At 73.8% G+C, this 14,216-nt stretch carries 1 protein-coding gene; it reads left to right on the top strand.

What is annotated here, in order from left to right:
- The coding region (locus KS423_RS21315) for a non-ribosomal peptide synthase/polyketide synthase (RefSeq protein WP_224281168.1) at positions 1 to 14,216 on the top strand (14,216 nt) is incomplete at both ends.

Below are 14,216 nucleotides of genomic sequence, written 5' to 3'. Positions count from 1 at the left end.
GTGGACGCCGCAGGCCGGGCGCGGCCCGCGCCGGCGCGGCGCGAGCGGCCCGAGACGGTGCCGCTGTCCTTCGCCCAGCGCCGACTGTGGTTCCTGCACAGCATGGAGGGGCCGAGCGCCACCTACAACGTGCCACTGGCCCTGCGGCTCTCGGGAGACCTCGACCGACGGGCCCTGGAGGCAGCGCTGGCGGACGTCGTGGAGCGGCACGAGAGCCTGCGCACCGTCTTCCCGGTGGTCGACGGCGAGCCGTGCCAGCGGGTGCTGGACATCGACGCGGCCCGGCCCCGGCTGCGCGTGACCCCGGTCGGACCGGGCGAACTGCCGGAGCGACTGGCCGAGTCGGCCCGGAACGGCTTCGACCTGGCGGCCGAACCGCCGCTGCGGGCCGAGCTGTTCGAGCTCGGCGAGGACGAGCACACCCTGCTGCTGGTGGTGCACCACATCGCGGGCGACGGTTGGTCGATGGGCCCGCTCGCGCGCGACCTGACCGCCGCGTACGCGGCACGGGCGGCGGGCGGGAGGCCGGAGTGGACCCGACTGCCCGTCCAGTACGCCGACTACACCCTCTGGCAGCGTGAACTGCTCGGTGCGGAGACCGACCCGGACAGCCTCCAGAGGCGGCAGCTCGCCTACTGGTCGGACCGGCTCGCGGGACTGCCGGAGCAGACCGAGCTGCCCTTCGACCGGCCCAGGCCGGCCGCGATGTCCTTCCGGGGCGCCCACCTGCCGGTGCGGATCGACGCCGAGCTGCACCAGGGCCTGCGCGCGCTCGCCCGGGACGGCGGCGCCAGCCTGTTCATGGTGCTCCAGGCCGCCCTGGCCGCCCTGCTCGGCAAGCTCGGGGCCGGCACCGATGTGCCGATCGGGACGCCGATCGCCGGACGCACCGACGAGGCCCTGGACGACCTGGTCGGCTTCTTCGTCAACACCCTGGTGCTGCGCACCGACCTGTCCGGCGACCCGTCGTTCACCGAACTGCTGGGCCGGGTACGGGCCGGCGCGCTGGCCGCGTACGCGCACCAGGACGTGCCGTTCGAGCACCTGGTGGAGGAGCTGAACCCGGCCCGGTCGCTGGCGCACCACCCGCTGTTCCAGACCATGCTCGCGCTGCAGAACGCGCCGACGGGCACCTTCGACCTGCCGAGGCTCAGGGTGACCAGCGACCTGGTCGGCACCGGGACGGCCAAGTGCGACCTGACCTTCATCCTGACCGAACGGCCCGGTGAGGACGGCCTGTCGGGCGTGCTGGAGTACAGCACCGACCTGTTCGACGAGGCGACCGCGGCCGGCCTCGTCGAGCGCTGGCTGCGGCTGCTCAGGGCCGTGGCCGCCGACCCCGACCGCCGGATCGGCCGGATCGACGTGCTGTCGGCGGAGGAGCTGAGCGCGCTGCTGCCGGCCGGAGCCGAGCCGACCGACCGCACCCCGGAGAGCACCATCACCGCGCTCGTCGAGGCGCGGGTGCGGGCGAACCCGGACGCGATCGCGGTGGTGAGCGGCGATGCCGCGTTGACGTACGCCGAGTTGAACGCCCGCGCCAACCGGCTGGCACACGCCCTGATCGATCGGGGCGTGGGGCCGGAGCGGCTGGTGGCGCTGGCCCTGCCGCGCTCGGCTGAGCTGGTGGTCGCCGTCCTGGCCGTGCTCAAGGCTGGCGCCGCCTACGTGCCGGTGGATCCGCAGTACCCCGCGGCCCGGATCTCCTACCTGCTCCAGGACGCCCGCCCGGCCCTGATGGTGACGACCGGCGGGATCGGCGAGCTGCCCGGCGCGGAGTTCGTGGACCGGCTCGTGCTGGACACCGCCGACCTGGACGAACTGCCGGACAGGGACCCCGGCGTCGCCGTCGACCCAGGCCACCCGGCGTACGTCATCTACACCTCCGGGTCCACGGGCAACCCCAAGGGCGTGGTCGTCCCGCACCGGAACGTGGTGCGGCTGTTCGGCACCACCCGGGAGCTGTTCGCGTTCTCCGCCGAGGACGCCTGGACGCTCTTCCACTCCTACGCCTTCGACTTCTCGGTCTGGGAACTGTGGGGCCCGCTACTGTACGGCGGCCGGCTGGTGGTCGTGGATCACGAGACCAGCCGCTCGCCCCACCGTTTCCTGGAGCTCCTCGCCCGCGAGCGGGTGACGGTCCTCAACCAGACACCCTCCGCGTTCTACCAGTTGATCCAGGCGGACGAGGAGGCCCCGGAGTTCGGCCGTGAACTCGCCCTGCGCACGGTGGTGTTCGGCGGCGAGGCGCTGGAGCCCGCCCGGCTGGCGGGCTGGTACGAGCGGCACCCGGACGACGCGCCGCTGCTGGTCAACATGTACGGCATCACCGAGACCACCGTGCACGTCACCTACGCCGCGCTCGACCGGTCGGTCGCGACCGCGGGGGCGGCCAGTGTGGTCGGCGCCGCCATCCCGGACCTGCACGCCTACGTGCTGGACGCCCACCTGCGGCCGGTCGCCCCAGGCGTGGCCGGCGAACTGTACGTCGCGGGCGCCGGACTGGCGCGCGGCTACCTGAACCGGCCCGGCCTGACGGCGGGACGGTTCGTGGCGGACCCGTTCGGGCCGGCCGGCGCACGCATGTACCGCAGCGGCGACGTGGTGCGCCGGGCCACGGAGGGCAGCCTGCGGTTCGTCGGCCGGGCCGACCAGCAGGTGAAGGTGCGCGGCTTCCGGATCGAGCTCGGCGAGATCGAGGCGGCGCTGGCCGCGCACCCGAGCGTCGCGCAGGTCGCCGTGCTCGCCCGGCAGGACCGCACCGACGACACCCGGCTGGTCGCGTACCTGGTGCCCGCCGCGAACGCCGCCCCGCGCCCGGCCGAGCTGCGCGAGCACCTGCGCGAGCGGCTGCCGGAGTACATGGTGCCCTCGGGGTTCGTGGAACTGGACACGCTGCCGCTGACCACCAACGGGAAGCTCGACCGCCGGGCGCTGCCCGCGCCGGAACTCGCCTCGACGGGCACCGGCCGCGCGCCGCGCACCCCGCAGGAGCAGATCCTCTGCGAGCTGTTCGCCGAGGTCCTCGGGGTGGCCGAGGCCGGGGTGGAGGACAGCTTCTTCGACCTCGGCGGGCACTCCCTGCTCGCCACCCGGCTGGCCGCCCGGGTCCGCGCGACCCTGGGCGTGGAGCTGGAGCTGCGCACCCTGTTCGAGTCCCCGACCCCGGCGACGCTGGCCGCCGCCCTCGCGGGCGCCCGCCGGGCCCAGCTCGCCCTGAAGCCGTACCCGCGGCCGGAGAGGACCCCGCTGTCGTTCGCCCAGCGCCGGCTGTGGTTCCTGCACCAGCTGGAGGGCGCCAGCGCCAACTACAACATCCCACTGGCGTGGCGGCTGTCCGGGCCGCTCGACCGCGAGGCCCTGACGGCGGCGCTGGCGGACGTGGTGGCCCGGCACGAGAGCCTGCGGACGCTCTTCCCGGCGGTGGACGGCGTGCCGCACCAGCGGGTGCTGGACGCCGTGGCGGCCCGCCCGCGGCTGGGCGTGAGCCGGACCACCGAGGCGGAGCTGGACGGTGTCCTGGCCGCGGCGCTGGCCTGCCGGTTCGACCTGGAGACCGATCTGCCGCTGTATGCCGAGCTGTTCGAGCTCGGTGAGGACGAGCACGTCCTGCTGCTGGTGGTGCACCACATCGCGGGCGATGGCTGGTCGCTCGGCCCGCTGGCCCAGAACCTGACCGCCGCCTACGCGGCACGCCGCCGTGGTGAGGAGCCGTCGTGGGAGGCGCCGGCGGTCCAGTACGCGGACTACACCCTGTGGCAGCACGAGCTGCTGGGCGACGCCGCCGACCGGGACAGCCTGTTCGCCCGGCAGGCGGACTACTGGACCGGGCAGCTGGCCGGCCTGCCGGAGCGGATCCAGCTGCCCACCGACCGGCCCCGGCCCGCGGTGGCCTCGCACCGGGGCGACTTCGTGAGGACCGGGCTGGACGCGGACCTGCACCGCGGCCTGCGCGAGCTCGCCCGCGCGCACGGCACCAGTCTGTTCATGGTGCTCCAGGCGGGACTCTCCGCCCTGCTCACCAAGCTGGGCGGGGGCGAGGACATTCCGGTCGGCAGTCTGATCGCGGGCCGTACGGACCAGGCGCTGGACGAGCTCGTCGGGTTCTTCGTCAACACGCTGGTGCTGCGGACCGACACCTCGGGGGACCCGACCTTCGCCGAGCTGCTCGGCCGGGTCCGGGACACCGCGCTGGCCGGCTACGCCCACCAGGAGCTGCCGTTCGAGTACCTGGTCGAGGCCCTCAACCCGGCCCGGTCGCTGTCGCACCACCCGCTGTTCCAGGTCATGCTGGTGCTGCAGAACGCCCCGCGGGCCGACTTCACCCCGCCAGGGCTGGAGACCGGCGAGGTGAAGCTGACCACCACCACCTCCAAGCTCGACCTGATCTTCTCGATGTCCGAGCGGCACGCCGAGGACGGCACCCCGGAGGGGATCGACGGATTCGTCGAATACGCCTGCGACCTGTACGACCGGGCGACCGTCGAGGCGATGATCGCCCGGTGGGTACGACTGCTCTCAGCGGCGGTCGCCGACCCGCAGCGGCGCCTCAGCCGTCTCGACCTGCTCTCCGTCGAGGAGCGGCGCGCCCTGCTGCCGAGGCCGGTCGCCACCGAGGCGACCGTCTCCACCGGCCTGCCCGCGCTGTTCGAGGCCCGGACGCGGGAGCGGCCGGAGGCGGTCGCGGTGGTGTGCGGCGATGCCCGGCTGACGTACGGGGAGTTGAACGCCCGGGCCAACCGCCTCGCGCACGCGCTGATCGGCCGCGGGGTGGGACCGGAGCGGCTGGTGGCGCTGGCGCTGCCGCGCTCGGCCGAGCTGGTGGTGGCCGTTCTCGCGGTGCTCAAGACCGGCGCCGCGTACCTGCCGGTCGACCCGGACTACCCGGCCGCCCGGATCGCCCACCTGCTCGACGACGCCCGGCCCGCAGTGCTCCTGACGGACAGCCGCACCGGCGACCTGCCGGGCGCGGACGGTTTCGACCGGCTCGTCCTCGACGCCGACCCCGGGCTGGACGGGCTGCCGGACACCGACCCTGGTGTGGACGTCGCGGCCGAGAGCGCCGCCTACGTCATCTACACCTCCGGTTCCACCGGGAAGCCCAAGGGCGTGGTGGTCCCGCACCGGAACGTGGTGCGGCTGTTCGACACCACCCGGAAGCTGTTCGACTTCTCCGCCGAGGACGTGTGGACGCTGTTCCACTCCTACGCCTTCGACTTCTCGGTGTGGGAGATCTGGGGGCCGCTGCTGCACGGCGGACGACTGGTCGTGGTGCCGTTCGAGGTCAGCCGCTCGCCCGAGCGGTTCCTGCGTCTGCTGGCCGACGAACGGGTGACGGTGCTCAACCAGACGCCGTCCGCGTTCCACCAGCTGGTGCAGGCGGACGAGGACGCCCCCGGAAGCGAGCTGTCCGCGCTGCGCACGGTGGTTTTCGGCGGCGAGGCGCTGGAGCCCGCCCGACTGGCCGGCTGGTACGAGCGCCACCCGGACGCCCCGCTGCTGGTCAACATGTACGGCATCACCGAGACCACCGTGCACGTCACCCACCTGGAGCTGGACCGCACGCACACCGCCGACCCGGCGAGCGTCATCGGCACCGCCCTCCCCGATCTGCGCGCCCACGTGCTCGACACGTACCTGCAGCCGGTGCCCCCCGGGGTGGTCGGCGAGCTGTACGTGGCCGGTGCCGGGCTCGCGCGCGGCTACCTCGATCGTCCGGGTCTGACCGCCGGGCGGTTCGTCGCCGACCCGTACGGGCCGGCCGGCTCGCGGATGTACCGCAGCGGCGACCTCGTGCGGCGACGCGCGGACGGGATGCTGGAGTACGCGGGCCGGGCGGACGACCAGGTGAAGGTACGAGGCTTCCGGATCGAGCTCGGTGAGATCGAGGCGGCTCTGGCGGAGCACCCGCAGGTCCGCCAGGTGGCGGTGATCGCCCGGCAGGACCGGGCGGACGACACGCGCCTGGTCGCCTACCTGGTGCCCGCCGCCGGGGCGGCCGCCGAGCCCGACGCGCTCCGCGCCCACCTGCGCGAGCGGCTGCCGGACCACATGGTGCCGGCCGCGTTCATGGCCCTCGACGCCCTGCCGCTGACCGTCAACGGCAAGCTCGACCGGCGCGCCCTGCCCGAGCCCGACATCACCGGGGCACCGGCCGGACGCGCGCCGCGCACCCCGCAGGAGCACGTCCTCGCCGGGCTGTTCGGCGAGGTGCTGGGCGTGCCGGGGGTCGGCGCCGACGACGACTTCTTCGACCTCGGCGGGCACTCCCTGCTCGCCACCCGGCTGGTGGCCCGGGTGCGGGCGACCCTGGGCGTGGAACTGGAGCTGCGAAGCCTGTTCGAGACCCCGACGGTGGCCGGGCTGGCCGCCGGACTGGCCGGGGCCGACCGGGCGCGGCTCGCGCTGGGCCCCGTGCAGCGGCCCGAGCGCGTTCCGTTGTCGTACGCGCAGCGGCGACTGTGGTTCGTCGACCAGCTGGAGGGCGCCGGCGCGATGTACCACATCCCGCTGGCCTGGCGGCTGACCGGCGACCTGGACCGGGAGGCGATGCGGACGGCGCTCGGAGACGTCGTCGCCCGGCACGAGAGCCTGCGCACGGTCTTCCCCCAGGACGACGGAGTGCCGTACCAGCACGTCCTGGACGCCGAGGCGGCCCGGCCGCGGCTGGCCGTCACGAGCACCGACGAGAAGGGTTTGCCCGAGACGCTGGCCGAGGCCGTCGGGCGCGGATTCGACCTGGCCGCCGAACCGCCCGTGCGCGCCGAGGTGTTCCGGTTGGCGCCGGACGAGTACGTGCTGCTGGTGGTGATCCACCACATCGCGGGCGACGCCTGGTCACTGGGCCTGATGTCGGCCGACCTGTCCACCGCGTACACGGCGCGCCTGCGGGGCGGGGAACCGCAGTGGGCGGACCTGCCGGTGCAGTACGCCGACTACACCCTGTGGCACGACCGGCTGCTCGGCGACCGGACCGACCCGGAGAGCCTGTTCGCCCGCCAGGCGGACTACTGGACCGAGCAGTTGGCCGACCTGCCGGAACAGATCCCGCTGCCCGCCGACCGGCCCCGTCCCACGGCCATTTCCAGCCGGGGCGGGCACCTTGACGTCGAACTGGACGCCGAACTGCACGAGACCCTCGTCCGCCTCGGCCGGGAGCGCGGCGCCAGCGTGTTCATGGTGCTCCAGGCCGGACTCTCCGCCCTGCTCACCAAGCTGGGCGCCGGTGAGGACATCCCCATCGGCAGTCTGATCGCGGGTCGTACGGACCAGGCGCTGGACGAGCTCGTCGGGTTCTTCGTCAACACGCTGGTGCTGCGCGCCGACACCTCGGGGGACCCGACCTTCGCCGAGCTGCTGGCCCGGGTCCGGGACACCGCGCTGGCCGCGTACGCCAACCAGGAGCTGCCGTTCGAGTACCTGGTCGAGGCCCTCAACCCGGCCCGGTCGCTCACCCGTCAGCCGTTGTTCCAGACGCTGCTCGCCCTGCAGAACGCGCCGCGCTCCGCCTTCGAACTGCCCGGTCTGTCCTCCGAGATCATGCTGGTGCAGTCGCCCACCGCGATGTTCGACCTCTCGTTCCACCTGGTGGAGCGCGGCGGGACCGGCGGGGCCCCCGAAGGCATCATCGGCCACGTCGAGTACGCCACCGACCTGTTCGACCGGGCCACGGTGGAGGCGCTGGTCGCCCGGTGGCTGCGACTGCTGGCGGCGGTGGTCGCCGAGCCGGAGCGGCCGCTGAGCCGGATCGACGTCCTCACCGCCGAGGAGCGGCACGAGCTGCTGGTCGCGCGCAACGACACCGCCCGTCCGGTGCCCGACGCCGGCCTGCCCGCCCTGTTCGAGGCCCAGGTCCGGGCCACCCCGGGCGCCGAGGCGGTGGTGTTCGAGGACACCGTGCTCACCTACGGGGAGCTGAACCGCCGGGCCAACCGCCTGGCGCATGCACTGATCGCGCGCGGGGTGGGGCCGGAGCAGGTCGTCGCCCTGTGCCTGCCGCGCTCGGTCGAGCTGGTGGTGGCCGTCCTCGCGGTGCTCAAGGCCGGCGCCGCGTACCTGCCGGTCGATCCGGACTACCCCGCGGCCCGGATCGAGTACATGCTCGCCGACGCGCGGCCGGCCGTCGTGCTCGACGACCTCGCGGCCGTCGACGCGCCCGGGGCGTACCCGGACACCGACCCACTGGTGGTCCCGGACGCCCGGCACCCGGCGTACGTCATCTACACGTCGGGCTCGACCGGACGGCCAAAGGGCGTCGTGATGCCTTCCGGCGCCCTGAGGAACCTGCTGCACTGGCACCACCGCGCCGTCGGCGGCGAACCGGGTACCCGGACCGCGCAGTTCACCGCCCTCAGTTTCGACGTGTCCGTACAGGAGATGCTGTCCGCGCTGCTGTTCGGCAAGACCCTGGTGGTGCCGACCGACGTGCAGCGCCGCAGCGCCGAACTCCTGCTGCGGTGGCTGGAACGGCACCGGGTGGCAGAGCTGTTCGCACCCAACCTGGTGATCGAGGCGCTGGCGGAGGCGGCCGAGGAACACGGGCGGGAGCTGCCGGACCTGAGGCTGATCGCACAGGCCGGTGAGGCGATGCGGCTCGGCGGTGGCCTCCGGCGCTTCCGGAGCCGCGTGCCCGGCCGGGCGCTGCACAACCACTACGGCCCGGCCGAGACCCATGTGGTCACCGCCTACCCGCTGCCCGCCGACCCCGCCGACTGCCCGCTGCCGGTACCGATCGGCCGTCCGATCGCCAACAGCCGGGTGTACGTGCTGGATGCGGCGATGCGGCCGGTCGCCCCCGGCGTCACGGGCGAGCTGTACCTGGCCGGGGCGGGGCTGGCCCGGGGCTACCTGAACCGTCCGGGCCTGACCGCCGGGCGCTTCGTCGCCGACCCGTACGGACCGGCGGGCACGCGGATGTACCGCACCGGAGACCTGGTCCGCTGGCGCGCCGACGGGGAGCTGGAGTTCGCCGGCCGGGTGGACCACCAGGTGAAGGTACGGGGCTTCCGGATCGAGCCGGGTGAGATCGAGGCCGAACTGGCCGCGCATCCCGATGTGGCCCAGGTCGCGGTGCTCGCCCGCGAGGACCGGCCGGGCGACACCCGGATCGTCGCGTACGCCGTGCCGTCGGCCGGTGCCGGGACCACGGGGCCCGCGCTGGCCTCGTACCTGCGCGAGCGGCTCCCCGACCACCTGGTGCCGTCGGCGTTCGTGGTGCTGGAAGCGCTGCCGCTGACGCAGAACGGGAAGCTGGACCGGGCGGCGTTGCCCGCGCCGGAGCCGGGTCCGGCCGGGGGCGGGCGGGCGCCGCGGACACCGCAGGAGGAAATCCTGTGCGAGCTGTTCGCCGAGGTGCTGGGCCGGCCGCGGGTCGGCGTCGAGGACGACTTCTTCGACCTCGGCGGGCACTCCCTGCTCGCCACCCGGCTGGTCTCGCGGGTCCGGGCGACCCTCGGGGTCGAACTGGAGCTGCGCAGGCTGTTCCGGACGCCGACACCGGCCGGGCTCGCGGCCGGGCTGCACGAGGCCACGGCGGCCCGACAGGCGCTGATGCCCAGGTCGCGTCGCGAGCCGATGCCGCTCTCCTACGGGCAGCGCAGGCTTTGGTTCCTCCAGCAGTTCGGGGCACCCAGCGCCACTTACCACATGCCGTTGGCGCTGCGGCTGTCCGGCGACCTCGACCGGGAGGCCCTCGGTGCCGCGCTGGCGGACGTGGTGGCCCGGCACGAGAGCCTGCGCACGGTGTTCCCGCACACCGGCGGGGTGCCGTACCAGCGGGTGCTGAGTATCGAGGAGGCCGTGATCCGGGTGCCGGCACGTCAGGCCGGCGCAGCGGAGCTGCCGGAACTACTGCGCGAGGCGGCCGCGCGCGGGTTCGACCTGACCACGGATCTGCCCGTCCGCGCGCAGCTGTTCGCGCTCGCTCCGGACGAGCACGTCCTGCTGGTCGTCCTGCACCACATCGCCGGAGACGGCTGGTCCATGAGTCCGCTCTCCCGGGACCTCGCGGCCGCGTACGCCGCGCGCAGGCGGGGCGGCGCCCCGAGCTGGGCGCCACTGCCGGTGAGCTACGCGGACTACACCGTGTGGCAGCACGAGATCCTCGGCGAGGAGTCCGACGCGGACAGCGTGTTCGCGCGCCAGGTCGGGTACTGGACCGAGGTGCTCGCCCGGCTGCCCGAGCAGCTCCCGCTGCCGACCGACCGGCCCAGGCCGGCGGTCATGTCCTACGGCGGCGGGGTGCTGGACATCCGTATGGATGCCGAACTGCACGCTGGCCTGGCCGAGTTGGCCCGGCGTTCGGGTGCGAGCCTGTTCATGGTGCTGCAGGCTGGCCTGGCGGCGCTGTACACCCGGCTGGGCGCGGGGACGGACATTCCGATCGGCAGCCCGATCGCGGGCCGGACCGACGAGGCGCTGGACGACCTGGTCGGCTTCTTCGTCAACGCGCTGGTGCTGCGCACCGACACCGGCGGAGACCCGAGCTTCCTCGAACTGCTGGGCCGCGTACGGGAGACGACACTCGCGGCCTTCGCGCACCAGGACGTGCCGTTCGAGCACCTGGTGGAGGTGCTGAACCCGGCACGGTCGATGTCGCTCCACCCGCTGTTCCAGACCGTGCTGGCCATGCAGAACGCGCCGATGGGTGACTTCGAGCTGCCCGGGCTGGCGGTCTCCGGCGTGCCGGTACCGACCGGAACCTCACGGGTCGACCTGACCTTCGGCCTCGCGGAGAACCGCGGGCCCGACGGCGCGCCGGCCGGGCTGACCGGAGCGGTCGAGTACAGCACCGACCTGTTCGACCGCCGGACGGTCGAGACCCTGGTGGCCCGCTGGACCAGGTTGCTGGCCGCGGTCGCCGCCGCTCCCGACCGGCCGATCGGCGAGATCGACCTGCTGGACGAGGAGGAGCGCCGCGAACTCCTGCCCGCCGCCGCGCGGGAGGGGGCGGCCGCGAGCCTGCCGGAGTCGTTCGCGGCACAGGCGGCGGCCACGCCGGACGCGGTCGCCCTGGTCTCCGGCGGGACCGAGCTGACGTATCGCCAACTGAACGACCGGGCCAACCGGTTCGCGCACGCGCTGATCGCCCGTGGCATCGGGCCGGAGCGGATCGTGGCCGTGGCGCTGCCGCGTTCGGTGGAGTCGGTGGTGGCGGTCCTGGGTGTGCTGAAGGCCGGGGCCGCCTACCTGCCGGTGGACCCGGGGTACCCCGCCGCCCGGATCGCGTACATGCTGGAGGACGCGCGGCCGGCTCTGGTGGTCGACGATCCGGCGATGGTGGCGGAGGCGGCGGGCTTCCCGGAGACCGATCCGGTGGTGACGCCCGGGGTCCGGCACCCGGCGTACGTGATCTACACCTCGGGTTCGACCGGTCGGCCCAAGGGCGTGGTGGTGAGCCACGCGGGTGTGTCCGGCCTGGTGGCGGCGCAGGTCGAGCGGCTCGGCGTGGTGCCGGGTAGCCGGGTGCTCCAGTTCGCCTCGCCCAGTTTCGACGCGTCGTTCTGGGACCTGTGCGCTGCCCTGCTCACTGGCGCCGCTCTCGTGCTGGCCCCGTCCGAGGCTCCGATGGAGGCTCTGACGGACCGTCGGCTCGGCGTCACCCATGTGACTTTGCCGCCGTCGGCCCTGGCGGCGCTGGACGGTGCCGAGCTCACGGCCGCCACCCTGGTGGTGGCGGGTGAGGCCTGCCGGCCGGAGCTGGTGGAGCGCTGGGCACCCGGGCGGCGGATGATCAACGCGTACGGCCCGACCGAGACCACGGTGTGCGCGACCATGAGTGACCCGCTGTCGCCGGGGTCCGGCGTGCCGCCGATCGGGCGACCGGTCGCGGGCTTCAGGGTGTACGTGCTGGACGAGTGGCTGCGCGTCGTGCCGCCGGGCGTGGCAGGGGAGTTGTACGTCACCGGCCCGGGTCTGGCGCGCGGCTACCTGAACCGGCCGGGCCTGACGGCGGGGCGGTTCGTGGCGTGCCCGTTCGGGCCGGAGGGTGCGCGGATGTACCGCACCGGGGACCTGGTGCGGCGTCGGGCCGATGGCGAGCTGGAGTACGTCGGTCGCGCCGACGACCAGGTGAAGGTGCGCGGCTTCCGGGTCGAGCTCGGTGAGGTCGAGGCCGCGCTGGCTGAGCACCCCGCCGTCGCCCAGGCCGCCGTCGTAGCCCAGGACGACCGGCTGATCGGCTACGTCGCCTCCCGCCCCGACACGGCCGTCCGCCCTGCGGAGCTGGCAGCGCACCTGCGTGACCGGCTGCCGGACTACCTGGTGCCGTCGGCGTTCGTGGTGCTGGACGCGCTGCCGCTGATGCCGAACGGGAAGCTGGACCGCGCGGCGCTGCCCGCGCCGACATCGGGCGCGGCCGAGGTTGGCCGTGCGCCGCGGACGCCGCAGGAGGAGATCCTGTGCGAGCTGTTCGCCGAGGTGCTGGAGCGACCGCGGGTCGGTGTCGAGGATGACTTCTTCGATCTGGGCGGGCACTCGCTGCTCGCCACCCGGCTGGTCTCCCGGGTGCGTTCGGCGCTGGGGGTCGAAGTGGAGCTGCGCGCGCTCTTCGAGGCGCCGACGGCATCCGGCCTGGCGGCGCGGCTCGCCGGGGCCGACCGGGCCCGGCCCGCACTGGTGGCGTGCGAGCGCCCGGAGGCGGTGCCGCTGTCCTTCGCGCAGCGCCGGCTGTGGTTCCTGCACCGAATGGACGGGGCCGCCGCGGCCTACCACATCCCGTTGGCGCTGCGGCTGACCGGAGCGCTCGACGGGCAGGCGCTGGAGGAGGCGCTGGCCGACGTCGTGGCCCGGCACGAGAGCCTGCGGACGGTGTTCCCGGAGATCGACGGCGTGCCGTGCCAGCGCGTCCTCGACCCCGGCGCGGCCCGCCCCCGGATCCGGGTGACCAAAGCCGCTGAGGCCGAACTGCCGCAACAGCTCGCCGAGGTGGCACGTCTCCCGTTCGATCTGGCGGAGGAACCGTCGCTGCGGGCGGAGCTGTTCGCGCTCGCGCCGGACGAGCACGTGCTGCTGCTGGTCGTGCACCACATCGCCGGTGACGGCTGGTCCACCGGCCCGTTCTCCCGCGACCTCGCCGAAGCCTACGCCGTCAGGTGCCAGGGTCGCGAGCCGGGCCGGACGCCCCTGCCGGTGCAGTACGCCGACTACACCCTCTGGCAGCGCCGGCTGCTCGGCGACCCGACCGCCCCGGACAGCCGGTTCGCCCGGCAACTGACCTACTGGACAGCTCAGTTGGAAGGGCTTCCGGAGCGGATCGCGCTGCCCGCGGACCGACAGCGGCCAGCCGTCGCCGGCTACCGGGGAGACACCCTCGCACTGGAGCTGTCCCCCGAACTGCACGCTGGTCTGGTCAAGTTGGCGCGTCACACCGGCACCAGTCTGTTCATGGTGCTGCAGGCTGGCCTGGCGGCGCTGTACACCCGGCTGGGCGCGGGGACGGACATTCCGATCGGCAGCCCGATCGCGGGCCGGACCGACGAGGCGCTGGACGACCTGGTCGGCTTCTTCGTCAACACGCTGGTGCTGCGCACCGACACCAGCGGCGACCCGGCCTTCAGCGACCTGCTGGGACGGGTACGGGACACGGCGCTCGCCGCCTACGCCCACCAGGACGTGCCGTTCGAGCACCTGGTGGAGGTGCTGAACCCGTCCCGGTCGCTGTCGCACCACCCGCTGTTCCAGACGATTCTTGCCGTGCAGAACGCGCCGATGGGCGAGTTCGGGCTGCCCGGCCTGCGGGTGTCCGCCTTCGCCGTGCCGACCGGGACGGCCAAGTTCGACCTCGGCTTCAACCTAAGCGAGCGGTTCGGCCCCGACGGCGGCCCGGACGGGATCGTCGGCGTGGTCGAGTACGCCACTGACCTGTTCGAGCGGTCGACGGTCGAGGCCCTCGTCCGGCGCTGGATGCTTCTGCTGGAGGCGGTCGCCGCCGATCCGGACCGGCGGATCGGTCGGATTGACCTGCTCGACGGCGACGAGCGGTACCGGCTGCTGGAGCGGGGCAACGCGACTGCGCGCGAGGTGGGTGCCGTTCCGGTGCCGCAGGCTTTCGCGGCGCAGGTGGCGGCCACCCCGGAAGAAATCGCACTTATCTGCGGTGACGTTGAGTTGACGTACCGGGAGTTGAATGTCCGGGCGAACCGGTTTGCGCATGCGTTGATCGCGCGGGGTGTGGGGCCGGAGCAGGTGGTGGCGGTGGCGTTGCCGCGGTCGGTGGA

The sequence above is a fragment of the Streptomyces sp. LS1784 genome, from assembly GCF_020103755.1.
Lineage (GTDB): Bacteria > Actinomycetota > Actinomycetes > Streptomycetales > Streptomycetaceae > Kitasatospora.
This window is presented reverse-complemented; position numbering and strand designations above follow the sequence as displayed.